The organism is Sphingopyxis sp. Geo25 (genome assembly GCF_949769135.1).
Classification (GTDB): Bacteria; Pseudomonadota; Alphaproteobacteria; order Sphingomonadales; family Sphingomonadaceae; genus Sphingopyxis.
In genome coordinates this window covers 481,332-507,630 of record NZ_CATKOZ010000001.1, presented here as the reverse complement: position 1 = coordinate 507,630, position 26,299 = coordinate 481,332, and the positions used below count along the sequence as shown (strand labels likewise).

The window sequence follows — 26,299 nt, the reverse complement described above, 5'->3', positions numbered from 1 at the left end:
ACGCAACTGTACGTACACCTTTCATCTGGCGCGCGGCCGGATGGCGTCGACCGCCGGAGCTACGCCGAGCGTAAGGGCTATTGCGTAGCGACAGGCGAAGTGTCCGGGCGCAATTTGGGAGGGAAATCCATCACGAAAGGACCGAAGATGAGCGAATCTGGTCACGACCTTCACACGTTATTTCCTGACCACGGGCCAGCGCTGCATGTGCTCAAGCTCTCCAGCGCGAACTATCGTCAGCTTGCCGAGGAGCATCATGACCTTCAGAGCCAGATTCAGCGCGTGGAAGCCTGCCTTGCCGCACTCGCCGACGACGAGCTGGAGGAACTCAAGAAGAGGCGGCTGTTCATCTTCGACGAAATCGCCGCGCTCATCGCGGTCGAGGAGAATGGCTGATGCATAATCTGTCCGAAATACGCGCCGGCCTGGTCGCGCGCCTCGACCAGCTCGCAGCGCAGGTTGAGCGGCTGGAAGGCCAGCAACGCGTGCCGCTCGACGACGATTCGGGCGAGCAGGCAATCGAACGCGAAGATGACGAAACGATCGACGCACAGCAAAGCGCGGCAGCGGCGGAGATGAAGGCAGTCCGGCTCGCGATTGCCCGGCTCGATGCCGGCCATTACGGCCTCTGCACGGCATGCGGCATACCGATCGATGCCGCGCGCCTCGAAGCCGTTCCGCACGCCGCGCATTGCATCGAATGCGAGCGCGAGTTCGGCGGCGGCTGAACCTCCGCGCCGGGTGAGCGACATGATCGAGTCCTTTCGAGGCGCCCAGTTGCAACCGCTCGCCGGCATCGGGCTTGCGCTTTTTCTTGGGCTGCTCGTCGGCGTCCAGCGGGGCTGGAGCCTGCGCAACGAAGCCGCGGGCAGCCGTTTCGCCGGCGTGCGAACCTTTGCCCTGTTCGGCCTCGCGGGCGGTATGGCGGCGGTCACCGCAGCCCCCGCCCCGGCTATCGCCGCGATCGTCTCCGGCGCAGCAGCGATCCTCATCCTGATCGGCTATGCGAAGAGCGCGCGGGCGCCCGACCAGCTCAGCGGGACAACGAGTCTCGCCGCGCTCATTACGCTCGGCTGCGGTTATCTCGCCGCGAGCGGTCGAAGCGAGATGGCGACGGTGATTGCCGTAGCGCTGACGCTGGTGCTCGCGCTTCGCGACAAGTTGCATCGCTGGGTCGCGGGGCTCAGCGATGTCGAGGTCGGGGCGATCGTCCGCTTTGCGCTGATCGCGCTCGCCATCCTGCCCTTGCTGCCCGACCAGCGCTTCGGTCCCTATGACGCCTGGAATCCGCGTCAGCTCTGGATGGTCGTGGTCTTTGTCTCGGGCTTCTCCTTTCTCGGCTATATTGCCGCCAAGCGCTACGGTGCCTCGCGCGGCACGCTCGTCATGGCTGCAACCGGCGCGATGGTCTCCTCGACGGCGGTCACTGCGGCACTCGCGATGCGGGTGCGCGACGGCGAGGAAAGCGAAGCGATGGCGATCGCCGGGATCGGCGCCGCATCGGCGGTGATGCTCATCCGCGCGGCAATCCTGAGCGCCGTACTGGCGCCGGCGGCCATGCCCGAATTCGGCTGGATTGCCGCGCCCGCGGCGCTGGTGAGTGGTGGAGCGATATTCCTTGCGTTGCGCAGCCGGCGCGATACCAGCGCCACCTACCGCCCCGTCGAACTCAAGAACCCGTTCCGCCTCGCCCCGGCGATCGGCCTGATGCTGCTCGTCATGCTGCTGACCGTCGCCGCACGCTGGATGATGGCGATGGTCGGCGAGCGCGGCCTCGCGCTCGTCATCGCACTCTCGGGACTGGCCGACGTCGACTCGGCAATCATCGCCGTCGGCTCGCTTCCCCACGGCCTGCTCAAGGGCCAGCTCGCGACGATCGTGATCGTCGCCCCGGTTCTCGCCAACACCTTGTTCAAGGGCGCGACCGCCTTGGCGATCGCCGGCTGGCGGAAGGGGTGGAAGCTTGCGCTGCCGCTCGTCCTCAGCGTCGCGGCGAGCCTCATGCTTGTCCCGATCCTGCTCTCTTGAAGTCCAAATACCGATCAAGGCCGTCGCGGACGCGAACGTCCGAAAAGAAAGACCATCCATGCCGATCACCAGTGACGAGGACGTAAGGGCTCCCGCCGCATCGGCAGCGCCCAGGCCGAGCCCGAGAGAATTTCTTCGCGCGCTCGGCCCGGGGCTGATCGCCGGCGCCGCCGACGACGATCCGAGCGGGATCGGGACGCATAGCCAGATCGGCGCGGCCTTCGGCTATCGCCTGTCCTGGACCTTCGTGCTCAGCTTCCCGTTGATGGTTGCAATCCAGGGCATCGCCGCCGAGATCGGGCGGGTCACCGGAGCGGGGATCGCCCGCAATCTGCGGCGGCACTATCCGCGCCCGCTACTGTGGTCGATGGTATCGCTCCTGCTGGTGGCGAACATCATCAACCTCGGCGCCGATCTCGGCGCCATGGGCGCGGCGCTGGCGCTGCTGGCCGGCGGCAATGCCGGGCTCTACACCCTGCTGTTCGGCATCCTCAGCATCGTCCTCGAGGTGGGACTCAGCTATCCACGCTATGCCGCGATCCTCAAATGGACGACCCTCACCCTCTTCACCTATGTCGCGGTGCTGTTCGTCGTCCATGTCCCCTGGAGCCAGGCGCTCGGGTCGATGGTGATACCCGATATTGAGCTCAACGCCGCCTATGCCACCGCCTTCGTCGCGATCCTCGGGACGACGATCAGCCCCTATCTCTTCTTCTGGCAGGCCGGGCAGGAAATCGAGGAACAGCATCGCCATCATGCAAAACCGCTGTGCCTGACGCCGGCCGCGGCGGGCCCCGAGCTCAAGCGCATCCGTATCGACACGCTGACCGGCATGGCACTGAGCACGGCGATCTCGCTTGCGATCGTCTTCGCGACCGCGGCGACGCTGCATGCGGAGGGTGTGCGCGACATCGCGACATCGGCGCAGGCGGCAGAAGCGCTGCGCCCGGTCGCGGGGGTGTTCGCCTTCGCGATGTTCGCGCTCGGGATCATCGGCACCGGCCTTCTCGCCGTTCCCGTGCTCGCGGGATCGGCCGCCTATGCGGTGACCGAGATGGCGGGCATGGCGGGCAGCCTCTACGCCAAGCCGCTTTCCGCCCGGCTCTTCTACGGCACGATCGCCGCGACGACGCTCGCGGGGTCTTCGCTCTCGGCGATCGGGATCGACCCCGCGCGCGCGCTTTACTGGGCCGCGGTCGTCAATGGCGTGCTGGCCGCGCCGCTCATGGTCGTGATGATGCTGATTGCGCGCAATCCGCGTGCGATGGGGCGCCTCCGGATTTCGCGGCGGCAGCTCTGGTCAGGCTGGGCGGCGACTGCGGTGATGGCAGCGGCCACCCTGCTCTTCTTTTTCTTCCTTGCCGCGGGGAAGGTCTAGGCCCGCGCCCTGGCCTGTTCGGCGATCAGCGCGTCGATCCGGTCGCGCTGCGGCAGGACGATGCCGAGAAGCGCGGCAAGCGTCGCAGCGCCGAGCTTGCGCATCAGGCGTGCCCGATGGATTTCGACGGTGCGGTGGCTGATACCGAGTTCCTGTCCGATCTGCTTGTTGGTGAGACCGCGCACGAGACCGTCGACGACTTCGAGTTCGCGATGCGTCAGGTGGTTGATGGTGGGAGAAGACGGCCGCGGGCGCGCGGCGCGGTCCGGCGCGGGACGGCGGATCGTCCTCGCAGGGTCTTCGCAGCGGCCTGTCGTCATGCGGTCCATCCTCCGATGGGCAATGATCTACCCATCGGAAAGAGCGCGGTCGTTACGTAATGTCCGCAGATTTCAGGCGCCGAGCCCGGCGGCGAAGGCGAGTCGCAGCGCGTCCGAGAGACTGCGGACTTCGAGCTTCGCCATGAGGTTGGCGCGGTGAACCTCGACCGTGCGCGGCGAGATGCCGAGATCGTAGGCGATCGTCTTGTTGGGCAGCCCCTGCGCGAGACCTTCAAGAACCTCGCGCTCGCGCGGCGTCAGGATGCCAAGCACCACCTCGGCCTCGGCAGAGCGTGCCGCCGCGCCTTCCGCCGCCTCCATGCGAGCGAAAGCGGCTTCGATCGAGGCGATGAGTACCGCCTTCTCGAAGGGCTTTTCCAGAAAATCGACCGCGCCGGCCTTCATCGTGCGCACCGCGATCGATACGTCGGCATGGCCGGTGAGCATGATCACCGGCATGGTGACCCCCCGCTCGAGCAAGGCCTGCTGGACTTCGAGCCCGTCCATCTCGGGCATGCGCACATCGAGCAGGATGCAGCCTTCGGAGACATGCCGGATTTCTTTCAGGAAAGCGACGCCATTGGCCCAGGTCTCCACGGCATAGCCAGAGGTCTTGAGCATGAAGCTCGCCGAACGCCGGATCGCCTCCTCGTCGTCGACGATATGCACGAGCTTCCTATCCGACATCATCTTCCTCCGCTTTCGCGCTCACCAGCGTGAAATGAAATTCGGTCCCGCCGCCGGCACGTTTCTCCATCCAGATGCGGCCTCCATTGGCTTCGACGATCGTCCGGCAGATTGAAAGGCCGAGGCCCATGCCTTCGGCCTTCGTGCTGACGAACGCCGTGAAGAGTTGCGCGGCGACCTCGGGCGGCACGCCCGGGCCCGTATCGGCGACGATCACCCGCACAAAGCCACGTTGGTCGGGACGGCTCGTGACGGTCAGCTGCCGTACCGGGCTGTCGGCCATCGCTTCCACGGCGTTGCGGATGAGGTTGATCAGCACCTGCTGAATCTGGACCCTGTCGACGAGCACGGGCGAGGCATAGGGATCGAGATCGAAACGCGGCTCGACGCTCTTCTCGCGTGCGCCCATCAGCCCGAGAACCGCCGCCTCGTTGATGAGCAACGGCAGTTTCTCGATCGTTTTCTCGACCTCGCCCCGCGCCACGAAATCGCGCAGCCGCCGGACGATGTGCCCGGCGCGCAGCGCTTCCTTCGCCGTATCGTCGAGAGCATCGCGGATCATCGGCATATCGGCAGGTGCGGGGCTCGCGAGCAGGTCGCGAACGGCCTCGACATAATTGGCGACGGCGGTGAGCGGCTGGTTGAGCTCATGGGCAAGGGTCGAAGCCATCGTCCCCATCGCACTCACGCGCGAGACGTGGATCAGCTCGGACTTAAGCGATTCGAGCCGCGCCTCGGTCAGCTGGCGCTCGGTGAGATCGCGAATGAAGCCGGTGAAGAGCGGATGGCTGTCGCTCGACGCCTCCCCGATCGACAATTCCATCGGAAAGGTCGAGCCGTCCTTGCGCTCGGCGAACACCACCCGTCCGATTCCGATAATGCGCTTTTCCCCTGTTTCGAGGTAGCGGCGGATATAGGCGTCGTGGCGTTCGCGATCGGGCGAGGGCATGAGCCGGCTGACATTGACACCAAGCAGTTCGGCCTCCTGATAGCCGAACAGCCGCTCGGCGGCGGCGCTGAACGAGACGATCAGACCCCGATCGTCGATCACGACCATCGCGTCGGGCACGGTCGACAGGATCGAGCGGAGATGGCTTTCCCGCGATCGCAAGGCTTCCTCGGCGGCGCGGCGCCCGGTGATGTCGGAGACGATCTTGGCGAAGCCGCGAAGGCTTCCGTCTTCGTTGCGAAGCGCGGTGATCGACACGTCGGCGAGAAACTCCGAACCGTCCTTGCGGACGCGCCAGTCTTCGGCGTCGAGGCAGCCGTCGCGGGCGGCCGTGGCGAGATCCTCGGCGGGCTTGCCCGCGGCTATCGCATCTGGCGGGTAGAAGATCGCGGCATCCTCTCCGACAACCTCGTCTTCGCGCCACCCCTTGAGGCGCTCGGCGCCCTTGTTCCAGATCGTGACCCGGCCTCGGGCATCGAGCAGATAGATCGCATGGCCCTCGACGCCATCGATCAGCAGATTGAGCTCCTCGGCGACGAGCGCTGCCTCGGCATCGCGCTGCGCGGCATGCCGGTCACTTTCGTGCATGCGCTTGCGCATCCGCTCGAAAGCCTGCGACAGCGCAACGACGCCGCCCGCCGTGAGCAGGAAAACCGCGGCTTCGACCAGATTAGGGGTTCTGTAGCCCCGGTAGCCGGCAAAATAGAGGCCGATGAGCAGAGCCGGAGCCGTCGAGATCGATGTCGCGAGCGGTCCGGCGAGAACGGCGGCGGCGAGGATCGCGGGCGCGAACAGCAGGAAGGCTGCGTTGCCGGCGAGCCAGGGCTCGAGCGCATAGCGCAGCAGCGCCGCGGCGGCGACGAGAGCCAGCGCGCAGACGAGACGCGCCGCAAAAGAGCGTTGCAACATCGACATCGACCGCGCAGCCTCCGCCCGCGCTGTAAAAAAGGCGCCGCCATCCTCAAGGTTCGCCTTCCCGCGGACGCCTTCCATAGCGATTTTCGGGCCAGAGCGAAACGATCGCTGCGACCGCGATCCGCGTTGATCCTTATGGGGCATGCCGTTTCGCCAAGGCCGTGCGCGTGGCGGGGCCATGCGGGAAACTACGGATAGGAGGAATGCGTCCGCAATCCCAAAAGCGGCAGGCGGATCGCCGCGCCGCGCCCGTCCCGTCCAGCTCGGCCCGGCGCGGTGTTCCGTTCCAGTCGCGCCAACGCGCGCACCCCGAACCTTTAGGAATTCGGCATGGTGGCCAGACGGATCACGCTGATCGACGGACACCCCGACCCCGATCCGGGGCGGTTCGTCCATGCGCTCGCGGACACATATGCCGCGGCGGCGCTGGCGGCAGGTCATGACGTCCGCCGCATCGCCGTCGCAGGCCTCGCGTTCGATCTGCTCGAAAGTCGCAAAGAGTGGGAAGAGGGTGCGCTTCCGCCCGCGATATCCGAGGCGCAGGACGATATTGCCTGGGCCGAACATCTGGTCATCTTCTACCCGCTCTGGCTCGGCGACCTGCCCGCCCGCCTCAAGGGCTTCTTCGAACAGGTGATGCGGCCCGGATTCGCCTTCGCGCCCAAGGCAAAGGGCCTGCCCGAAAAACGCCTCAAAGGCCGAACGGCACATATCGTCGTGACAATGGGGATGCCCGCGCTGTTCTACCGCCTGTATTTTGGCGCGCACAGCCTGCGCAGCCTCGAGCGCAATATTCTCGGCTTTGTCGGCATCGCGCCCACGGAGCGAAGCATCGTCGGCAATGTCGAAGGCGATGCCGAGCACCGCACGAAGTGGCTCGAGGCGATGACCCAATTTGGCGCGGCGGGGCGCTGAGCGCAATGCGAGGCCGCTTCTCCGTCCACCTGCGAACGAAAGATAGAGTGTCATGGCCGACCCCGAAACGCCGCTGAAGATTGCCTTCCATGGCGCCGCGGGAACGGTCACCGGCTCATGCATGGAACTCACGCTCGGACAGCGAAGGATCCTGATCGACTGCGGGCTGTTCCAGGGATCGCGGAGCCTCGAGACGCTGAACCATGGCGTCTTTGGGTTCGACGTCGACAAGATCGACGCAGTCCTGCTTACCCATGCGCATATCGATCATTGCGGACTGTTACCGAAGCTCGCGAAGGAGGGATATCGCGGTCCCCTTTGGTGCACCGCGCCGACCGCTGACCTTCTCGAATTCATGCTCGCCGACGCGGGGCGAATTCAGGAGAGCGACACCGCGCGCCGGAACCGCCGTTACGACCGCGCGGGCGAGGCGATGTTCGAGCCGCTCTACACCGAGGCCGATGGGCTGCGGGCGTGGCGCCTGACCCAGCCCGCCGAGCTTGGGACCTGGTTCGAGCCCGCACCGGGCTTCAAGGCGCGGCTGTGGAATGCCGGGCATATCCTGGGGTCGGCCTCGGTCGAGCTTGAGGCGGGCGGCGTTCGCCTGCTCTTTTCGGGCGATCTGGGACCCGGCAACAAGGCATTTCAGAGCGATCCCGATGCGCCCACGGGCATGGACTTCATCATATGCGAATCGACATATGGCGACCGGCCGCGGCCGAAACTGACGATCGAGGACCGCCGTCAGCTCCTCGAAACCGAAGTGAAGGCGGCGCTCGCGCGCGGTGGCAACCTCATCATCCCGGCGTTCGCGCTCGAGCGGACGCAGGAGCTGCTTCTCGACCTCGCCCGCCTCGCCGAGGCGAACCGCATCCCGAACATTCCCATCTTCGTCGACTCGCCCCTTGCGAGCCAGGCAACGACAGTCTTCGCGGCGCACGCGGCCGAGCTCGAGGATTTCGCGGGCAGTGACGTCTTCCGTCATCCCTCGATCCGCTATGTCGAGGACGTCGCCGAATCGATCCGTCTCAACAGCGTGTCGGGCGCCATCATCCTCGCTGCCTCGGGCATGTGCGAGGGCGGGCGCGTCCGCCACCATCTCGAGCATAATCTGCACCGGCGCCAGTCGACGATCTTGTTCGTCGGATTCCAGGCGCGCGGATCGCTCGGGCGGGTCATCCTCGATGGGGCCGAGCGCGTGCGGCTTTCGGGCAAGGACATCAACGTTCGTGCCGCCATCCGGCGCATCGAAAGCTATTCGGCGCATGCCGACCGGGACGAGCTTGCGGCCTGGATTCGCGAACGTGGTCCAATCCGCGGCGGACTTTTTCTGGACCATGGCGAGAGCGAAGCGATCGAAGCGCTTCGCTCGCTCGTCCAATCCGAAACGCCGGGCCTCGCCGTCGTCGCTCCCGCGATCGGCGAGAGCTTCGCGCTCGCCCCCGGCGTGCCGCCCAAGCGAATCCAGACCGGACGCATCGATCTTGCCCAGCTCGCGGGCGAAGACTGGCAGAATGACTATGCCGATTTCGCCGCCAATCTGAAGCACAACCTCGAGCATATCCGCAGCGAGAGAGGTCGCCGCAAGGCGCTCGACGAGATGCGGCGGGTTCTCGCCAGCTATGACGCGGCGCGCACCGAACAGAAACGGCGCCGCCGTGCGGCAAAGGCAGAAACCTCGCATCCCGCGGTGCCGACACGATCGAGCCGCCAAGGCAACGGTCCAGACGCCCCTCCCCTCACGACAGGAGGTTTCGAATGAAAGCCCTCGTCTATAACGGCCCTGGCCTGAAGACTATAGAGGAGCGGCCGGTCCCCCAGGTGCGGGATGCGGGCGACGCGATCGTCCGCATCACCAAGACGACCATTTGCGGCACCGACCTCCACATATTGAAAGGCGATGTCCCTAGCTGCGCGCCCGGCCGCATCCTCGGGCATGAGGGAGTCGGCATCGTCGATAGCATCGGGACGGGCGTAACGGCTTTCGCGCCCGGCGATCATGTTCTGATCAGCTGTATCACCGCGTGCGGGCGCTGCGAATATTGCCGCCGGGGCATGCAATCGCATTGCGCGACGGGGGGCTGGATCCTCGGCAATATGATCGACGGCACCCAGGCCGAATATGTTCGCATCCCGCATGCCGACACGAGCCTCTACGCCATCCCCGAGCAGGCGGACGAGGATGCGCTGGTCATGCTCAGCGACATCCTCCCGACCGGCTTCGAATGCGGCGTGCTCAACGGCAAGGTCGCCCCGGGATCGACCGTGGCGATCGTCGGCGCGGGACCGATCGGTCTCGCCGCGCTGCTCACCGCGCAGCTCTTCTCGCCCGCCCGGATCATCATGATCGATCTGGACAACAGCCGTCTCGCTGTTGCGCGCCGGTTCGGCGCCAGCGACACGATCAACAGCGGCGCGCGCGACGCCACAGCGGCGCTGATGGAGATGACGGGTGGGCGCGGTGCCGATACGGTGATCGAGGCGGTCGGCGTCGCCGCGACCTTCGAACTCTGCCAGCTGCTCGTCGCAGCCGGAGGAACGATTGCGAACGTCGGGGTGCATGGCGCCAAGGCCGACCTGCATCTCGAGCGTCTGTGGTCCCACAACATCACGATCACGACGCGATTGGTTGACACCGTCTCGACGCCGCAGCTGCTGCGCATGGTAGAGGCGAAACAATTGGATCCCGAACAGCTTGTCACCCACCATTTTGCAATGGCCGACATGATGGACGCTTATGACGTCTTCTCCAGGGCAGCCGAGACGCAGGCGCTCAAGGTCATCATCGAAGCGGCCGATCCCGCTGCGGCGAGGTCCGCCTCGTAGCCCAGCGCATGCAAGGGATCGCGCGGACCATCGTCGATCGGCAGGCCGAACTCAATCGCGAGATCGAACCTCGGCGCAGCGCGCTGGGGGTGCGCGTTCATGACCAGCTTGTCGAATTTGAGCGCGGCATCGTGATCGAGCAACGGAAGCTCAAGACGAGCGTTCGCGCATTTCTAGCCCGCCTCGTCGCGGCACGCGTACGCGCAGCAACGGAGGTCCGTAGAATCCCGCAATGCGGCGCTTCCAGCATCGCGTTATGCCTGCCCCCACCGCCATTTTCCGCAAGGGAGACGATTGATGATTGTGACCGATGCGCCCGGCCGCCCGGTGCAGAGCAGCCTCTGGAAAGAAATCTCGGTCCTCGAAATTGGCGTGGCGGTGTGCCTCCTCATCCTTTTCATTTTGTCGCGCACCTTCCTGGAGACCATCGCGGCGCTTTACATGCTGGTGGCCGCGTTGCTGTTCGCCGCGCTCGTCCAGGTCCGCATGGCGGCGACCTGCGCCGATCGGCTGGATCGTCGGCTTTGGCTCGTCAGCGCGCTCGTCTGCCTGATTCAGGCGATCATCCTGTTCGTCGATCCGCTGCTTGGCGGTTATCACGGTGCAATGGCGATGGCGGGCGTTCTCGCGGTGGGAGCAGCGGCGCGGCTGACGCTCGCGCTCGCACGTAACCATGCGGGCCGCGGCTGGCTCTATCTCTCGGGCGCGGTCAGCCTGATGGTGTCGCTCGCGATCGGGTTCGCCTGGCCATTCGCCTCGATCCTCCCCGCGGCGCAGAGCCTCACGCTCGACCTGCTCGCCGTCGCTGCGATGCTGGCGAGCGTCACCGGAAAGGCCCCGTCATGTTCGAAATGATCGACACGAAGGACGATGTGCTCGCCGTCCGTATCGACGGCAAAATCACGGGAGAGGATCTGGCCTCGATCATGGACCGGCTCGACACCGCGATGGCGGCGAACGAGACTGTGCATGTCTATGCCGAGACGCGGTCGATCGACGGTATCGAGATCAGCGGGCTGGCCGCGCATATCGCCCGGGCCGCACCGCTTTTCGCCAAGCTCGACCGGTTCGGACGCGTCGCGGTCGTCGCCGATCAAGTCTGGATCCGGGCGCTCACACGGATCGAAAGCGCACTTCTGCCGCATATCAGCTATCGGGTGTTCAAGCCGGAGGATCGCGGCGCGGCCCTGATGTGGGTCGAAGGGCGCAACTGATTACGATCACCGTCCTGCCCGGTCCTTGGCCGTCCTCGCGCGACAATGATCGCGAAGCCCATCTCGTATCGCGGACGGGCTGACAGCAGGCATCGATGCTCGGGACGAACGACGGGATCGTGTCGACGGCCACGCGGCGTCCCAGTCGATTCCTTATCGGCCATGATCGGTATCGAAACTGCGTTCGAGGAGTTTCATACGATCGACGATCGAGAAGAAGAAGGCCGTTGACCAGCCGATCAGGATGATCCCGCTCGCGCCCTCGATCGCGCCAAGGATCCGCAGCCCCGGGGGCAGGACGATGTCGCCATAGCCTATGGTGACGTAGGTCGATGTCGAGAAATACAAGGCATGTTCGAAGTCGATGAAAGCGCCGAGAAGCTGGTAGATCCCTGCCCAGATCCAGATTTCGGCCGAGTGCAGCGCGAACAGCCCGAATGCGGCGACAAGAATCGCCCCCCCGTTGAGAAGAATGACAAGATAGCGTCGCGATGCACGCCGGTAGCGGCGAAGGATCGCAAGCAGCAGCGCAAGTCCCGCGAGGTGCACGACGACCGTGAGCCCGACGACGAGAGTGGCGAGACCGAGCTGGTGGGCGAGCGTCATGATTCGCTCCCGGCGGCCGCCTGTATGATGGCGGGCCTATGCCCCTGGCCGGCCTCGCGGCGCGGCCGCGCCATCAGGCCGCAATTTCCGCGTCGGTGCGGGCCGACCACCCCGAGCGCTCACCGTCATAGACGAACTCCGCTCCGCGCAGGTCGATCTTCGGGAAGGCGTCCTTCTCCGCCCAATAGTCCTGATTGTGGCGCCATTCGGGTTTGTCGCCGCGCCGCGGCATCGCGTCGAGGCCGCGCATAAGATAGCCCGGATTAAAGTTGTCTTCCTCGATCCACGGCAGGATCTGCATGCCCTCATCCTCGGGCCTGAGCGCGACCTCGACCCTTCTCGCGCCGATGTCGTCCATATGGTTGAGGAGGTTGCAGACGAAGTCGCCCATCATGTCGACCCTGAGCGTCCAGCTGGCCCGAAAATAGCCCATAACCCAGGCTAGGTTGGGGACGCCGGTCATCATCATCCCGCGATAGGTGATCGTCTTCGACCAATCGACCGGTGCGCCGTCGATATCGAACGGGATCCCACCCATGACCGATAAATTGAACCCGGTCGCGGCGACGATAATGTCGGCCTCGATCTCCTCGCCACTCGCGGTGCGGACACCTGTCGCAGTGAAGCAGTCGATCGTGTCGGTCACGACGGTCAATTTGCCCTGCACCGCCGCCCTGAAAATGTCGCCTTCGGGGCAGAACGCGAGCCGTTGCTGCCACGGCCGGTATTTCGGCGTGAAATGCGGTTCGAACGCGAAGTCGGGATCGCCCGAATAAGCCCGGATCAGCGCTTTCAGATCCTCGAACACCGCATCGGGCTCCGATTGGCACCGCCGCGTCATCAGATCCTGGTCGTGCATGATCTGAGCCCGCACGACGCGGTGGACTGTCGGCTCGTCGATCCCGACCTCTCGCAGCCGGTCGGCAAGTTCGTTCCTGTTCTCGCTGCAATAGAAATAGGTCGGCGAACGCTGAAGCAGCGTCACATGCGCTGCTTTCTCGGCAAAGGCCGGGACGATGGTCGCAGCGGTAGCGCCCGAGCCGATGACGAGTACGCGCTTGCCTCCATAATCGATCGTCGGATCCCAGAGCTGGGCGTGAATGAACTGCCCTCTAAAATCCTCAAGACCCGGCCAATCGGGAATGTAGGGCTTGTCATGATCATAATAGCCCTGGCACATCCACAGGAAGCTGGCCGTGAAGGTGACCGCCGCGCCATCCGACGCGCGCACTGCCTCGATCGTCCAGCGATTGGCGGCGCTCGACCAGTGGCAGGCGGTGATGCGATGGCCATAGTGAATATGGACGCCGATCTCGTTCTCCTCGATTACCTCGCCCATATATTTGAGGATTTCGGCGCCACTGGCGATTGGCGCGCCGACCCAGGGCTTGAAGCGATAGCCGAAGGTGTAGAGGTCCGAGTCCGACCGTACGCCGGGATATTTGTGAGTCTCCCACGTCCCGCCGAAGGTCGGTTTCGCCTCGAGTATCGCGTAACTCTTGCCCGGGCACTGCTGCTGAAGATGGTAGGCCGAGCCGATGCCCGAGATACCGGCGCCAACGATCAGCACATCGACATGAAGGGGCCGGACCCGACCTCCCGCCCCTTGAGCTTCGGCTCGTGACATCTTCCTCTTCCTCCTCTTTGATACGGTTCGAATATCGCCGGCGGGAGCGCTGCATACATTGATCCTGGTCAACCAGAGATCGGACAGGAAACCGGCGTAGGGGGGCCCGCAAGGTAGCGGCGCTTCGGCTGCCGGACCGCGAAGCGACGTCCGCCAGGATTGATAAAGGTTCGACGTGTCAGAGACGGAAGAGCATGAACCAGATGCTTCCCAATATCGTGAACGCGATAAACGCGATCCAAAATCGGATGGCCGCCGATCGCTCGCGATCACGTTCGAACGGGTCGTCGATCTCCGACGGACTCATCGTCATGATCCGCGCCGCGCGACCGTCCGCGCAGCGAGAAATCCTGCGGCGAGAAGCGGAATAAGCGCCGCCGCGGCCCGCATTTTGGGGGAGCGCGATATGCGACCGATTTTCTTGCGCGTACGGCGGGGCACGCCGAGCTTGGCGAGCGATGTGCCGACGTTGGGGATATCCATCTCAGCCTCCATAGCCAGGGTATGGAGCGAGAGTGAGCGACGCGCGCGATACAGGAAATACGCAAATTCCCGCATGTCACGCAAAGCTTGGAGCTGCATTATGCGCTTTGGTCTGGCCTTGAAGGGAGCAAGCCGCGCCCTGTGCGCCAGCGCAGCCAGTCGATGGATTTGAGGAGAGGCGGCCAATGGAAACCGATCGTCGCCGTCATCGCACGTCGTGACCGGCCAGAGCGCCGGAATCTTGTTGTATCGCCGGTCAGCCGGGGCGCTACAGGTCTTGCTTGTCCATCCCGGCGGTCCCTTCTGGCGCCGGCGCGACCGCGGCGCCTGGCAGATTCCCAAGGGGCTGATCGCGCCCGGAGAAAGCGCGGAAGACGCCGCACGCCGCGAAGCCCGGGAGGAACTTGGCGTCGCGCTTAAGGGCCCGCTTGCTGCTCTGGGGCAGCTTCGGCAGGCAGGCGGAAAGATTGTTCATGCCTTTGCGCTCGGGCAGGATATCGAGGCGGCCGCGATTGTAAGCAATTGCTTCGAACTGGAGTGGCCGCCCAAAAGTGGCCGGCGCCAGTCGTTTCCCGAGGTCGATGCCGCACGGTGGTTCACGATGGCCGAGGCCGGCACGATGATGCTGCCCAGTCAGCGGCCATTTCCAGATCGGCTGAGCAAATTTTTGGCGAAGGGGGGCTGAAAGGGGCGCAGCGGCCGCCCCGGTGCCGGGACGGCCACCAACGCGATCTCGTCAGTCGCGCCGGTCAAAGCGCGATGATGATATTATCCTCGACCCGGGTTACCCCCGGCGCGGACCATGCGGCCCTCTCGGCGACTCCGCGCTCGGCCCACGCCTTCACCTTGCCGCCGAGCTTCACGGTGCCGCCCTCGGTCGACACGGTCACCCCGGCGGCGTCGAGATCGGCCTGACGTTTGAAGGCCGAGACGATCCGCTCCTTCACGTCGGCGGGCGCCGGGTGCTGCTTGACCTCGATCAGGTTGCTCACACCGGCGACGCCCGTGACCCGGCTCGCAGCGCGGAAGGCTTCCTTGCGCTGATAATCCCAGTCGACCGTGCCGCTCAGCGTCACCCAGCCATGCTCGACCTTGACCTTCACCTTCTCGGTCGGAATCGACACGGTCCAGGCCATCATGTCGAGCAGGCGCTTGGCGATCTCATGATCGGCCATCTTGGGCTCGGACGCGAAATGAACCTTGATCTCTTCGGCGATCGCGCGAACGCCGGCGACGCGCCGCGTCGCCTTCTCGGCGGCGATCTTCTCGGGATAGGTTTTCACATAACCCGACAGGGTGACGACGCCATCGGTCACGGCAACGCCGATATCGGCGTGATCGACGCTCGGCTCCCATTCGAGTTCGTCCATCACGTCGCGCTGCAACTGCCCATCTGTTTTCTTCAACATTATCTGTCTCCTCTTCGCCTGAAGGGTTGCCGCCCGGCAGCAGGCCGGCAGAACCCGATGGTTTCGGTTCGGAGATTTTCACCTGCCCTGCGCTTCAGCCCTATTCGCAAACATCCGTAAGGGTAGCGCCGGCCGCCAATGGCGTCGCACGTCAGCGACGTGTCGGTCGGCCTAGAGGCGCCGGTGGCGAGAAGCGGATTTCGCCGCTGCTTTACATCCGTAGCCCTTGCTGATCGAAAGCATGGTACCCGCGCACGCCCGACCCCAATGATGCCCGCTGGCAAAGTCAGACGTTAGACATCAAATTGGGCCGGGGAAGCACGCGCTTTTCAAGGAGCGCTCCTCCGATCGTTCACAATTTCGGATTGAGATGTTCGCCGCACGCCCTTCGTACCAACTATCTCGACGACCTCCCGTCGCTGGTCGATAACTTGACCGCTTGCGATCACGATATGACCTCGCACCCGCCGACTCGCAAATACGTCCCCGTGCCGGGTTGTACGCATTGGCTACGGCCTGCCGCAGCCTATCAAGGCTGGAGAGGGGGACACTCACACCAAAGTTTCAATTTGGCGCTACGCTGCCTTCCGCCGGCCAGCCGCTATCTCCGACGCGCCGCAATTCCATGCGAAAGAAGGGCACGGGCGGCTTCGTATCGACCAGCCTCTCGCCGATCTCGGTCCACACGCCATCGTGCAGCGTGGCCGTATAACGGATCGTCATCGGACCTGCGGGGATCTGCCAAACATATCCCGTCGCATTCGGAGCGATTGCGAAACTTCCGTATCGACCGTCAGCATGGCTGGTCATCCGATAAGTCTTGGCCATCGGGTCGAAGCTGAGCATCGCCAAGGCGTTGAATCCGGTCGAGCCATCGGCGCGATAGCTACGCCCCTCAACCAATCTGATCGACCCGCCAAGCAACGGTCCGATCCGTTCGGTGTGCGTCACGCGGTGTTCGCCGCCGGGGGTCTGAGTGACCGCAATGCCACGCCACTCGCCATCCATCCAGGCAAAGGCCTGCATCGCCTCGCGCTCGGCGGCGAGCAAAGCCCCGGGGTCCTGCTGGACCGGCTGCGCCGAAGACGGCACGGTCACGGCCAGAAGTATCGCACCTGACAAACCGGTCGCTATTCTCATCTTGTTCCTCCTGATGCGCAGTGCCATCAGTTCGCCATGGACAATCGCGCTTTGGCTTCGGAAGGACAGGCGAGCCCGGATCGCAAAGCTTATTTCGCGAACCGCGTCATTGCCTTCGCCAACCGCGTCCGGAACCTGCCCGGGCTTGCCATCTATTTCGTCGGCGGAGGAGCGGCGATCCTCCTGATGACGACGGCGGGCGCGTTCGGCACGCTGGATATACCGCTCGCAACCCGGCTCGCATTCTGGTCGCTGCTCATCGGCTCCAACGTGCTGCTATGGGTTTTGTGGTTCGCGTGGCGCGTGCGCGGGCCCACCGACTGGTGGCGCGCGGCGCTGCTCGGGATGGTCGTCATCAACTTGCCACTGCCTGCCGAGATCGGTCTGTACGGCCAGCTTCTCGGACTCCCGATGCCGGTCGACTGGACGAGAAGCTGGGCGAGCGCCGCTGCCATCAGCCTCGCGCTTCTGCTTGTGCTCGTCGTTGCGATACGCCCGGCGCCCGCGACCACACGCCCCGACTTCTCGAAAGGGCTGCTCTGGCGCGGGGGGTTCCGGGATGCAGACGCGATCGCCGCGATTGCGGCCGAGGATCATTATTGCCGTATCTGGCGAAGCGACGGTTCGAGCAGCTTGCTTCATGCGCGGTTCGGCGATCTGGTCTCCGAACTTGAGGCGGCCGACGGAGCCGTCATCCGGCGCGGCCATTGGGTCGCGGCATCGTCGGTGCAGACGATCGAGCGGCGCGGTCGCCAATGGCATGTTTCGCTGAAGGATGGCCGATCGATCGGGGTCAGTCCTTCAGCGGCCGCCGACCTTCGAGCCCGCGGATGGTTGTAGCGAATGTCGCTTGCATCCAGCTGGAACGACATGGCTGATTTTGCCACCTTTTAGTCTGATGACGCGGCGACAACATGCCTGCGGCGACCGGACGGTGCGTCCGAATAACCGATCCAGCACCAGCCACTCCGGACCAACCCATCAAATATAGGTAGAGACAATCAGCCCGACGGCGAGAAGTGCCGCCGACTGCGTTCCCGTCATCCCAACGATCCGGCCGACATCGTCGCTCGCGCTGCGCGACACACCGATGCCGTGGGCAAGACGGCCAAGCAGCAGCAGGACACAGGCAGCATGGACGCCAAGCACCGAGGCTCCGCGGCTTTCGGCGATCAGCAGGAGAAGCAGGATGAGCGGAACATATTCGGCAAAATTTCCATGGACGCGGATCCGGCGTTCGAGTTCAAGATCGCCAGCGCTTCCAAAGGCGATCCGTTCGCGGCGCCGGTAGGCGATCACGCGCACCGAGAGGCCGAGGAAGAGGACGGCGAGCGCGGCTGCGTATAGCGGAACGATCGGTAAGGTATGCGAAAGCATCATGGTCCTCCAGGGTCGGGCAAAGTCGGTCGAGGATGCTCGATCATGATGACATCAGCGCCGCGACCACGGCGGCTGGCGCCAGAAAGGCGGCAGTGAGCGAAATCGGCAGATTCCGGTCGCGGACAATATTCTGCACAACGATGCCGGCCAGCGCCCAAGCGATCGCGCCGGCGTAAACGGGCGATCCCGACAACCAGGCGACCATCGATCCCAGCGCGCCGGCGCCGAGCAGCAGCACGATCTGCCACGCGGTGCGAACCGGGACGCCGCTCCATTTGAGGGTTGAGCCCAAATTCACCCAGACAGCGGCCGATATCCATCCGGCGAGGAGCTGGATCGGCGCGATGCCGAGCCAGAAGGACAGCCCGCGTTCCGAAGGCGCGCGGCCGATCGTCGCCATCGCGGCGAGCAGGACCGCGAGCGCCGCCGCAATCAGGACGAGGCTTGTCCAGTCGATGTCGCGGCGCGGGACATGCCATTCCCAAGCGGTATTGAGCGTCCAGGCGGCAACGGCGAACCAGCCGAGCATACGCAACAAGGGATCATCGAGATTGGCGGGCAGAGCGTGCCAGATCGCAAAGCCGAAGCTTGCGAGGAAGATGACGCCCCAGATTGCGAAAAAGGGCGGCCAAGGGACGATCGGGAGATGCAGGCGCGCCGAGCGTTCGGGAACGCTATGCTCCCATCGGCGCCATTGCGGCCAGCTTCCCACGACCGCTTGGGCAATAGCGGCGACAATGACCAGCGCCGCCCGCAAGATGTCGATCGCGGTCACAGCCAGACCCGTATCAGGATGAGCGGCCAGAGAAGGATGATCGGAATGAAAACGAGGGTCGGACCCCACGGAACAGGCTCCGACGCGCGGATCGCGGGCAGGACAAAAGTCAGCAGCCAGCCGGTCTTGTAGAGAATCTGGAGCAGCAATATGCCCATCATCGGCCGCGGCCACGCAAGCCCGATGACCGAGCAAAGCAGGATCGCGCCCCAGAGCGCGGCGACGAGCAGCCGCAGTCCCGCCGATTCCGGCACGCCGGGGCCGAACACCGCCGCCGTGCCCGACCACAGGAGCGCGGTGACGACCGGCAGGAGGATCAGGATGTTGGCGCCGTACGCGAGGCGGAGAAGCATATCGTCGGTCATGGGAAGCGCCGCATTTCGATAGTCCCGTTTTCCGTGGAGCCTCACGCGGCCCGGTGTTAGGATGGATCGAATGATACAATGCACGAGATTATAGATTGGTTCAAGTGATACATGGCACGCCATTCGGGAACCCCTAACCGCTCGACTGCCGAGCGGCGCGCCGAACTGCTGGCGAAGATGCGCGCGCGCCTGCGCAGCCGCAGCGAAGGGCCACCGTCCTGGCGCGACCTCGCGGCGGCCGCAGGCGTCAGCCTGTCGTCGCTGACGCATCACTTCGGACGGCGTGAGGATATCATCCGCGCGGTCATGGAAGACGAACGCGCGCATGGGGCGACGCCGATGGCGATCATGGCCGAGCCGAGCGGCGCGTTCGATATTTCGGTTCGCGACGCGGTGGCGCATCTCGCGACCGGGCTCGTGAACGCCGACCTCGACCGGATGATCGCCGCGGGGCTTGCCGAAGGCCTTGGCCATCCGGTCCTTGGCCCGGCTTTCATCGGCAATTTGCTCGAACCGATGTTGCAGGCAGTCGAAGCCCGGCTCGAGCATCATGTGCGCGCTGGCGAGATGCGGGCGGGAGAAACACGCCTCGCTGCCGTCCAGCTGGCCGCGCCGATCATCGTCGCGGTGCTGCACCAGCGCCCGCTCGGCGGCGCCGCGGTGCGCCCGCTCGACCTCGATACGCTGCTGGTCGCGCACGCCGAGGCGTTTGTCCGCGCCTGGCACGCATGAGCGCCCGGCGCCTGCCATCAGAGGCGGCACGTTGTTCCCGGTTGCCGTCTCTCCGCCGCGGCCCGGTCCGGCACCGCGGTGTTGCCGAAAAAAACCGATGAGCGACCATCTGTTTCTGGCCGAAACGGGATATTCAACAGGGGCGGACTCTGGTCAAAATTGGCCATGGGCGGCCAGTCAGATCTTGGCGCCGAAGCGACAAGAGCTGCCATTGTCTTTGCACATTTGGTGCGTGGGCCCAGCCACCCAGGGCAGAGCAATCGGCGCGATCACCAAAAGCGTTTGGTGTCGAACAGCTCGCCATACGCACGTTCCGCGCGCTCGAGCATTTCCTTCTTGTCCATTTCACTGGAAAGAAGCGCAGTTGCTCCATCTTGATCGGAGATTCCAAGTTTATTCAGCAGGACCGGGGCAGCAGCGAGGTCGTTAAGCTTGCCAAGACAATCCTGCAGCCCTTCTAGCGCCGCGACAAAACGCCCGTGCCTCCGCTGCTCGCGTTTTCGATCGAACAGGGAAGCGAAAAACTCACTCGCATAGCGTAGCTTTTTTGCATCCTTGCGGAGCTGGTGACGTGTCTCGTCGGTGGCGGATGCAAGCCCCCTACCCCGGTGTTTGACTTTGCGCCGGAGGCGCGCGAGCTCGTTTTCAGCAAGGGCGCGAGCCGGATCGTTTCCATCGACCTCTCCGCCCTTGCCGTCAGCCCAGCGGCCCTCTTCCAGCCAGTGCGCGACGTTCAACATCACGATGCGGGCCCGGCGATCCGCCAGCGTCTCGATCAAATGGTCATAGGATTTCTCGCGAGCGGCGGCGATGCAATCGCGCAAGGCTTCCGACGGCGCCCGTTGGAGAAGCACGTCGAGGTCGCGGGCCTCCCCAAAGCTGGCGGCGAGCCATTTGAGCTCCCCGCGCAGGCCCGCGCCATCGCCCCCGGTCATCGGTTTGAAAACCGAAAAGGCCGAGCGCATCCGGCGGATTGCTACACGCGCCTGGTGCAGCGCGTCGGCGCTGCGGCTCGAAAGGAGCAGGTCTTCATTGAGCCGGAAGTGGCGAATGCCTGATCGAACGATCCGCTTGAACGCCTCGGCGGTGCTTATATCGGCTCCCAGCAAAATAGGCTCGGCCTTGACGCTCGCCCGATCGGGCTCTGCTAGCCGGTAACCACGTTCCGATTTGGTCAGAACGCCGAGGCGCATCGGAACGATGGCTTCGATCGTGCGCGCAAGACCGAAAAGCGCCGCCGAGTCACCCAACTTCAGCTCGAGCTCGATCTCGCAGACGGGGTCAGACCGGTCGCCTGCCCTGACATCGCCGCGGTCGAGAACGACCTCGATTGTCGTCCCGTCCTCTTCGACAAGCCATTTGCACCGCTCGACCTTCACGATGAAACGAGGCATAACCTTGTCGGCGTTGTCGCCGATGAGGGCCGGCAGCGGGGTCGCATAGTCGAGCACGGGGGCGTCATCGTCCACCGCACGCTCCCATTCGGTGCGGGCAAAGAGTCCGGCCGAAGTTCCTCCACCGGCTTTGATCGTCTGAACGCGCGTATTGCCGGTGCGCCGAATGCGAAGTGAAAAGCCGGCCTTGGCAAGCGCATTTTCATCGGTATCGAAATAGGTCGAAACCTGTTCTACGACCCTGCCCTTGTCACCGAACAGCTTTGACGCGACGATTCGATCCGCGTCGGCAGAGGACAAGTCAAGTTTCAGTTCGATTTCGTCGCCCATGGAACGTCGGTCCCGTTGCGTAAAGGGGTTCTCGGAAAGATATCCGTCAATAGGATGAACCATCCTACCGTCGATCTAGCACGAACCGTCGCCGAAAAGAAAACGGCGGCTCCGACGAGGCCCAAAGGTTGGAGCGACTCTTTCCAAGTGTGTCGCAACTGCCCCGCTGCTCTAAGCCCGTAACCGAACTATGACGTCCGCGTCTGGCCGGTTGCGTCGGTCGGCTTTTGACGACCAAACAAAGAGAGGCCGACGGCGTGGGTTGCGGCCTTCCCTTCTGCCCGACGGGCGGCGACTACCGGCTCGACGCGAGCCAGCATACGCAGGGCACGCTCGTGCTGGATCTGATCGACGCCGACACGGGTCGGCTGGCGTGGCGCGCCACGTCGAAAAAGCGCGTCACCGGTAAGGACGTGACCGAGGCAAAGCTCACCCGGCTGCTCCGCGACATGACCAAGGCACTGCCTACCCAATAGGCCGGTGCCGGCGAGCGAGGTGTGGCGCCGCCCCTCTGCCCCCTCGCTCGCCTTCCCCCTGTTCCCATCGCCAATGCCCGGTGGCCGACGCGCCCCGCGCGGCCCGTTTTCGACAGGATTGTCGATGAGCGCGAAGAGCGACGACAGGCAGCGTCAGATTGCCACTGTCGCGGCCGAGCTATTCGCCGAGCGCGGCTTCGACGCAACGTCGATCGACGACGTCGCCGCGCCTTATATCACTGCCTGCAGGCCCGCCCGCTCTCCGCAACAATGCATCCGAAGCTGCGGTTCGCCAGATAGTCTGGATCTTAAATTGATGGCAAAGACTGACTTACGAATCCCCACCCCTTGAGGTCGGGAGCAGCGGCGCGCTGAAGCAATTCTTCTGCATCCCTGATCGTCCACGCACTTGCTTTCCCGACTTCGGGAAGAGAAGCCCAGCTGACCGGTACGGCCACCGGCGCCTGCTCGCGAGCGCGGACGGACCAAGGCACGATCGCGGTGCTGCCGCGCTGGTTGCGCAGCCAGTCGATGAAGATCTTGCCCTTGCGCTTCGCCTTGCTCATCGTCGCGACATAGCGGTCGGGCTCGGCGAGGCTCAACGCCTCTGCGAAGCGTTTGGCAAAATCCTTGTGCGTTTCCCAACTATGGCCGGGATCGACCGGCACGACGACGTGCACGCCCTTGCCGCCCGACAGCATCGCAAAGCTGACGAGGCCGATGTCGGCGAGCTGGCGGCGGATTTCGAGCGCTGCTTTTTTGACCTCGGCGAAACCCAGCCCTTCGTCGGGGTCAAGGTCGAAAATCAGGCGGTCGGGCCGTTCGATGGCGTCGACATGGCTCGACCAGCCGTGAAATTCAATCGTTCCCATCTGGACGCAGGCGAGGATGCCGTCGGCGTCATCGACATAGAGATAATCTTCGTACCCGCCGTCCTTCTCGCGGATCGGGACATGGTGGACATGCGCGCCGAAGCTGCCCGAATCATGTTTCTGGAAAAAGCATTTCTTGGCGCGCCCTTGCGGACAGCGGACGAGGCTGAGCGGGCGGCGCGCCATGTGCGGGAGCATCAGCGGGGCGATGGCGGCATAATAATCGGCAAGGTCGCCCTTGGTGGCTTTGGCTTCGGGAAAGATCACGCGGTCGCGGCTGCTGATCGTGACGTCGCTGGCGGGTGCCGGCGCGGGCTGTTTCTTCTCGGGGGTCACATCCTTTGCCTCCTTGTCGCTGCGCAGGCCGAGGAAGCTTGCGTGGCGGACCGATCCGCTCGCGGTGAATTCGGCGAAGGCGATTTCGGCGACGAGATCGGGGCGGAGCCAGTGCGCTTTGCGCGCGGTGGCGGCGTCGACCTCGAGCGGGGCGGTCTTGCGTTCGAGCTGCGCGAAACGCTTCGCAAGATCGGCCATCGTCTCGGTATCGAAGCCTGTGCCGACATTGCCCTTGTACACGAGTTCGCCCTTCTCGCGCTGCGCGAGGAGGAGCGAGGCGAAGGGGCGGCCCTTTGCCGAGGAGGGGTTCCAGCCGACGATGATAAATTCCTGGCGACGGGTGCATTTGACCTTGACCCAATTGCGGCTGCGGCGGCCGGTGTAGGCGGCGTCGGCGCGTTTCGAGATGATGCCTTCCTGCCCCGCGCCGCACATCGCGGCGTAAAGCTGCTCGCCCGCGCCGATGACATGGTCGGCGACCGCGATCGGCGGTGCGGCATCGCGCAGAAGCGCTTCGAGCCGCTCCTTGCGTTCGAGATTGCCGAGCTTCGTCAGCGATTTGCCGCCGAGTTCGATGAGGTCGAAGGCGAAGAAATGGAGGTCGGTGCCGTCGTCCTGCGCGCCATGGCCGCGCTTCAGCACCGCCTGGAGCGCAAAAAAGTCGGGATTGCCGTCCTTGCCATAGGCGACGATCTCGCCGTCGATCAGGCAGGGCGGCAGATCGAGCGCGGCGATGTGGCGGGCGAGCGGAGCGAATTTGTCGGTCCAGTCGAGGCCGCTGCGCGTATAGACGCGCACATCGTCGCCCGCGGCGGCGACCTCGGCACGGTAGCCGTCATATTTGATCTCGTGGAACCAGCCATTGCCGGCGGGCACCGCATCGACGAGCGTCGCGAGCTGGAGCGGGCGAAATTTGGGCGGCTTGCCTTTGGCTTTTGGCTTCGCGGCCTGCCTGTTGTGCGCGGCGGCGGCGGCCATCTTCTTCGTGAAGGCGGCGCCCTTCACGCCCTTCAGCGATTGTTTGCCGCCTTCGTCGCCTGCGATCTCGGCCATCGTCCGCTCGGTCAGGATGCTGGTCAAATGCCGGCCGACCAGATCGTCGGAACCCCCGGCATAAGCGTCGTCGACCTTGCGGAGCAGCCAGTTTTCGCGCTTTTCGCCCGCGCGGGGTTTCATGCGGACGAGCAGCCATTCGCCCTTCATCCGCGCGCCGTCGAGGGTGAAGTGGAGATGGCCCTTGTCGATGTCCTTCGCGCTCTTGCCCGCAACGGGCTTCCACGTCCCGCGATCCCACAGCATCACGCTGCCGCCGCCATATTCGCCCTTGGGGATCACGCCCTCGAAGTCGGCGTAGCTCATCGGATGGTCCTCGGTGCGCACCGCGAGCCGCTTGTCGGCGGGGTCGGCGCTCGGTCCTTTGGTCACCGCCCAGCTTTTGAGCACGCCGTCGACCTCGAGCCGGAAGTCGTAGTGAAGCCGCGTCGCGTCGTGCTTCTGGACGATGAAGCGTCCGCCGCCGGTCGTCGCGCCCTTTTCGACCTTGCCCGCGGGTTCGGGGGTCAGCTTGAAGTCGCGCTTGGCGTTATATTGGGCGAGGGGGTCAGCGCGGCTGGGCATCGCTGTCTTCCGGCCCAGGCAGGCGGCGCTCGACGAAACGAAGCAGGACGAGGAGGACCAGCGCCAGCCCCGCCGCGATAATGACCAGCGCGAAATAGCCCGCGCCGCTGGCAATGCCGATCGCTGCGGTCAGCCAGATGTGCGCCGCGGTGGTGAGATTGCGGACCTCGCCCCCTTTGACGATGATCAGCCCCGCGGCGATGATGCCGATCGCCGCTGCCATGCCTTCGATCACGCGCAGCGGGTCGATCGACGATCCGGCGCCGCCCAGCTGGTGATAAAGCGCGATCGCGACGACGGTCATCAAGGATGCGCTGAGCGCGACCAGTCCGTGCGTGCGCAGCCCGGCGTCATAGCCCTTTAGCTCGCGGTCGAGTCCCAGCAGCAGGCCGGCGAGCGTCGCAACGCCGAGGCGCAGCAGCACCTCGCGGCTGAGCGCGTCCCACCAGAGCGCGTCGTTGAGCAGCATCAGGCGCGCTTCCGTGCGGCTGTCTTTTTCGCGGGCGCCTTTTTGGCGGCGGGCTTTTTCGCCGCGGCGGCGGGCGGTTTTTTCTTCCCGTCGACCGAGGCTTTCAGCGCCGCCATCAGATCGATGACGTTCGACCCGCGGCCGGTATCGGCAGGCTCCTCGACATCCTCGAGCACACGCTTGCCTTTTGCTTTCGCCTTTTTGGCGACGAGCCGCTCGATCGCATCGACATAATGGTTGCGAAAGTCGCCGGCGTCGAACGCGCCGCTTTTCTTTTCGATCAGCGTTTCGGCGAGGTCGAGCAAGTCGGCGTCGGGTTTGGCGTTGCCGACGTCGCGGAAATAATTGGCCGCCTTGTTGACTTCGTCGGCATAGCGCAGCGCCTCAAGCACGAGGCCCTTGCCGCAGGGACGGAGCGCGACCAGCTGTTCCTGCCCGCGCAGTGAAAGCTGGCCGAGCCCGACCTTTTTCGTGCGGCGGAGCGCTTCGCGGAGCACGATATAGGCTTCTTCGGCCAGTTCGTCGGCGGGGACGACATAATAGGGCTTGGCATAATAGAGGACGTCGATGTCGCCGGCGTCGACGAACTGGACCAGCTCGAGCGTGCGCTTGCTCTCCAGCTTGACCGCCTCGATCTCCTCATCGTCGAGCAGGACATAATTGCCCTTCGACAGTTCGAAGCCCTTGACGATGTCGTCATGATCGACCGCGCCAATGCCCGGGACGGTCTTTTCATATTTGACCGGCTTGCCGCTCGGTTCGTGAATCTGGCGGAAACTGACCGCGGCGCCCGATTTGGTCGCGGAATAGATTTCGACGGGGATCGACACGAGAGCGAGGCGGATCTGTCCCTTCCAATAGGCGCGTGCAGCCATGACCTTTTCTCACTTTCCTCCAAGAAAATGCTCAAGACCAATTGGCGTTCCACTTGCCGACGGCGCGATGACCCTTGGCGAAAACATGGGTGGCGTCGGGGCCGGGCGTTCCATTCCGGCTTCCGTCCAACGCTGCCCGCCCCCAATCTCTTCCAGAACGGGAAAGCCGGGCCGACGTTTC

At 64.6% G+C, this 26,299-nt stretch carries 29 protein-coding genes; 15 read left to right on the top strand and 14 right to left on the bottom strand.

What is annotated here, in order from left to right:
* Positions 1-147 precede the first annotated feature (147 nt).
* The 4 genes from QOL68_RS02570 to QOL68_RS02555 are packed head-to-tail and all read left to right on the top strand — an operon-like array spanning position 148 to position 3,406.
* Positions 148-396 (top strand): HP1242/YdcH family protein, encoded by a 249-nt coding sequence (locus QOL68_RS02570; RefSeq protein ID WP_282946664.1) that lies wholly within the window; start codon positions 148-150, stop codon positions 394-396.
* Entirely contained in the window at positions 396-728 is a 333-nt protein-coding gene (locus tag QOL68_RS02565; RefSeq protein WP_282946662.1) for a TraR/DksA family transcriptional regulator, read from the top strand. Before QOL68_RS02570 ends, QOL68_RS02565 begins: the two co-directional genes overlap by 1 nt.
* Before the next feature lie 22 nt (positions 729-750).
* Positions 751-2,028 (top strand): MgtC/SapB family protein, encoded by a 1,278-nt coding sequence (locus QOL68_RS02560; RefSeq protein WP_282946660.1) that lies wholly within the window; start codon positions 751-753, stop codon positions 2,026-2,028.
* Between the two features lie 58 nt (positions 2,029-2,086).
* Entirely contained in the window at positions 2,087-3,406 is a 1,320-nt protein-coding gene (locus tag QOL68_RS02555) for an NRAMP family divalent metal transporter (protein WP_282946659.1), read from the top strand.
* Here the strand turns inward: QOL68_RS02555 and QOL68_RS02550 are convergent.
* The 3 genes from QOL68_RS02550 to QOL68_RS02540 all read right to left on the bottom strand — a co-directional run bounded on the left by QOL68_RS02550 (position 3,403) and on the right by QOL68_RS02540 (position 6,271).
* A complete protein-coding gene (locus QOL68_RS02550) occupies positions 3,403-3,726 on the bottom strand; it encodes a LuxR C-terminal-related transcriptional regulator (protein WP_282946657.1) in 324 nt (107 codons plus the stop codon). The two genes, QOL68_RS02555 and QOL68_RS02550, sit on opposite strands and share 4 nt — an antisense overlap.
* Before the next feature lie 72 nt (positions 3,727-3,798).
* A complete protein-coding gene (locus tag QOL68_RS02545; protein WP_058454705.1) occupies positions 3,799-4,413 on the bottom strand; it encodes a response regulator transcription factor in 615 nt (204 codons plus the stop codon).
* Positions 4,403-6,271, bottom strand: a complete 1,869-nt coding sequence (locus QOL68_RS02540; protein WP_282946655.1) for a PAS domain-containing sensor histidine kinase — start codon at positions 6,269-6,271, stop codon at positions 4,403-4,405. Before QOL68_RS02540 ends, QOL68_RS02545 begins: the two co-directional genes overlap by 11 nt.
* A 336-nt stretch (positions 6,272-6,607) precedes the next feature.
* Between QOL68_RS02540 and QOL68_RS02535 the strand changes: the two genes are divergently transcribed.
* The 5 genes from QOL68_RS02535 (at position 6,608) to QOL68_RS02515 (ending at position 11,232) form a co-directional block, all read left to right on the top strand.
* Positions 6,608-7,192, top strand: a complete 585-nt coding sequence (locus QOL68_RS02535) for an NAD(P)H-dependent oxidoreductase (RefSeq protein ID WP_282946653.1) — start codon at positions 6,608-6,610, stop codon at positions 7,190-7,192.
* Between the two features lie 52 nt (positions 7,193-7,244).
* Positions 7,245-8,954, top strand: a complete 1,710-nt coding sequence (locus QOL68_RS02530) for an MBL fold metallo-hydrolase (RefSeq protein ID WP_282946651.1) — start codon at positions 7,245-7,247, stop codon at positions 8,952-8,954.
* Entirely contained in the window at positions 8,951-10,018 is a 1,068-nt protein-coding gene (locus QOL68_RS02525) for a zinc-dependent alcohol dehydrogenase family protein (RefSeq protein WP_282946649.1), read from the top strand. Before QOL68_RS02530 ends, QOL68_RS02525 begins: the two co-directional genes overlap by 4 nt.
* A gap of 297 nt (positions 10,019-10,315) precedes the next feature.
* Positions 10,316-10,873 (top strand): hypothetical protein, encoded by a 558-nt coding sequence (locus tag QOL68_RS02520; protein WP_282946647.1) that lies wholly within the window; start codon positions 10,316-10,318, stop codon positions 10,871-10,873.
* Entirely contained in the window at positions 10,861-11,232 is a 372-nt protein-coding gene (locus QOL68_RS02515; protein ID WP_282946645.1) for a SpoIIAA family protein, read from the top strand. Before QOL68_RS02520 ends, QOL68_RS02515 begins: the two co-directional genes overlap by 13 nt.
* Positions 11,233-11,385: 153 nt before the next feature.
* Here the strand turns inward: QOL68_RS02515 and QOL68_RS02510 are convergent, their stop codons facing one another.
* On the bottom strand, positions 11,386-11,838 hold the full coding sequence (locus QOL68_RS02510) for a potassium channel family protein (RefSeq protein WP_058454589.1): 453 nt from the start codon (positions 11,836-11,838) through the stop codon (positions 11,386-11,388).
* Positions 11,839-11,911: 73 nt separating this feature from the next.
* The gene (locus QOL68_RS02505) at positions 11,912-13,408 is read right to left on the bottom strand and encodes a flavin-containing monooxygenase (protein WP_283404270.1); all 1,497 of its coding nucleotides are present in this window, start codon (positions 13,406-13,408) and stop codon (positions 11,912-11,914) included.
* A 251-nt stretch (positions 13,409-13,659) separates the two neighbouring features.
* Between QOL68_RS02505 and QOL68_RS02500 the strand changes: the two genes are divergently transcribed.
* Positions 13,660-13,836, top strand: coding sequence for a hypothetical protein (locus tag QOL68_RS02500; RefSeq protein WP_282946640.1), 177 nt, complete (start codon positions 13,660-13,662; stop codon positions 13,834-13,836).
* Between the two features lie 329 nt (positions 13,837-14,165).
* Positions 14,166-14,633, top strand: coding sequence for an NUDIX hydrolase (locus tag QOL68_RS02495; protein WP_282946639.1), 468 nt, complete (start codon positions 14,166-14,168; stop codon positions 14,631-14,633).
* Between the two features lie 64 nt (positions 14,634-14,697).
* Here QOL68_RS02495 and QOL68_RS02490 read toward each other — a convergent pair whose 3' ends face one another.
* Both QOL68_RS02490 and QOL68_RS02485 read right to left on the bottom strand, forming a co-directional pair.
* Complete coding sequence (locus QOL68_RS02490; protein WP_058454593.1) at positions 14,698-15,357, bottom strand: BON domain-containing protein; 660 nt, start codon at positions 15,355-15,357, stop codon at positions 14,698-14,700.
* Between the two features lie 564 nt (positions 15,358-15,921).
* A complete protein-coding gene (locus QOL68_RS02485) occupies positions 15,922-16,524 on the bottom strand; it encodes a DUF1579 domain-containing protein (protein WP_204993285.1) in 603 nt (200 codons plus the stop codon).
* A gap of 9 nt (positions 16,525-16,533) precedes the next feature.
* Here QOL68_RS02485 and QOL68_RS02480 point away from each other — a divergent pair, with 9 nt between their 5' ends.
* Positions 16,534-17,337: a LytTR family transcriptional regulator DNA-binding domain-containing protein gene (locus tag QOL68_RS02480; RefSeq protein ID WP_282946636.1), complete on the top strand. Its 804-nt coding sequence runs from the start codon at positions 16,534-16,536 to the stop codon at positions 17,335-17,337.
* A gap of 141 nt (positions 17,338-17,478) precedes the next feature.
* Here the strand turns inward: QOL68_RS02480 and QOL68_RS02475 are convergent, their stop codons facing one another.
* The 3 genes from QOL68_RS02475 to QOL68_RS02465 are packed head-to-tail and all read right to left on the bottom strand — an operon-like array spanning position 17,479 to position 19,017.
* Entirely contained in the window at positions 17,479-17,877 is a 399-nt protein-coding gene (locus tag QOL68_RS02475) for an MAPEG family protein (RefSeq protein WP_282946634.1), read from the bottom strand.
* A 40-nt stretch (positions 17,878-17,917) separates the two neighbouring features.
* Complete coding sequence (locus QOL68_RS02470) at positions 17,918-18,652, bottom strand: TspO-related membrane protein (RefSeq protein ID WP_282946632.1); 735 nt, start codon at positions 18,650-18,652, stop codon at positions 17,918-17,920.
* Positions 18,649-19,017 (bottom strand): hypothetical protein, encoded by a 369-nt coding sequence (locus QOL68_RS02465; RefSeq protein ID WP_282946630.1) that lies wholly within the window; start codon positions 19,015-19,017, stop codon positions 18,649-18,651. Before QOL68_RS02465 ends, QOL68_RS02470 begins: the two co-directional genes overlap by 4 nt.
* 111 nt (positions 19,018-19,128) lie before the next feature.
* Here QOL68_RS02465 and QOL68_RS02460 point away from each other — a divergent pair, with 111 nt between their 5' ends.
* Complete coding sequence (locus tag QOL68_RS02460) at positions 19,129-19,749, top strand: TetR/AcrR family transcriptional regulator (protein ID WP_282946628.1); 621 nt, start codon at positions 19,129-19,131, stop codon at positions 19,747-19,749.
* A 269-nt stretch (positions 19,750-20,018) separates the two neighbouring features.
* On the opposite strand, the gene QOL68_RS02455 is transcribed toward QOL68_RS02460, so the two are convergent.
* Complete coding sequence (locus QOL68_RS02455; protein WP_282946626.1) at positions 20,019-21,473, bottom strand: CYTH and CHAD domain-containing protein; 1,455 nt, start codon at positions 21,471-21,473, stop codon at positions 20,019-20,021.
* Positions 21,474-21,700: 227 nt separating this feature from the next.
* On the opposite strand from QOL68_RS02455, the gene QOL68_RS02450 reads away from it, so the two are divergent.
* Together QOL68_RS02450 and QOL68_RS18935 are read left to right on the top strand one after the other, a co-directional pair.
* Positions 21,701-21,949 carry a DUF4136 domain-containing protein gene (locus QOL68_RS02450; RefSeq protein WP_282946624.1) on the top strand — a complete coding sequence of 83 codons (249 nt, stop codon included), beginning with the start codon at positions 21,701-21,703 and terminating at the stop codon, positions 21,947-21,949.
* 73 nt (positions 21,950-22,022) lie between these two features.
* Entirely contained in the window at positions 22,023-22,301 is a 279-nt protein-coding gene (locus tag QOL68_RS18935) for a TetR/AcrR family transcriptional regulator (protein ID WP_502957385.1), read from the top strand.
* Here QOL68_RS18935 and ligD read toward each other — a convergent pair.
* Genes ligD through ku form a run of 3 tightly spaced genes read right to left on the bottom strand, consistent with a single transcriptional unit; the run spans position 22,258 to position 26,118 of the window.
* A complete protein-coding gene (gene ligD / locus QOL68_RS02445) occupies positions 22,258-24,774 on the bottom strand; it encodes a DNA ligase D (protein ID WP_282946622.1) in 2,517 nt (838 codons plus the stop codon). The genes QOL68_RS18935 and ligD overlap by 44 nt on opposite strands.
* Positions 24,758-25,243, bottom strand: coding sequence for an MgtC/SapB family protein (locus QOL68_RS02440; protein ID WP_282946619.1), 486 nt, complete (start codon positions 25,241-25,243; stop codon positions 24,758-24,760). The genes ligD and QOL68_RS02440 overlap by 17 nt, the downstream gene beginning before the upstream one ends.
* Positions 25,243-26,118, bottom strand: coding sequence for a non-homologous end joining protein Ku (gene ku / locus QOL68_RS02435; protein WP_282946617.1), 876 nt, complete (start codon positions 26,116-26,118; stop codon positions 25,243-25,245). The genes QOL68_RS02440 and ku overlap by 1 nt, the downstream gene beginning before the upstream one ends.
* Between the last annotated feature and the right edge of the window lie 181 nt (positions 26,119-26,299).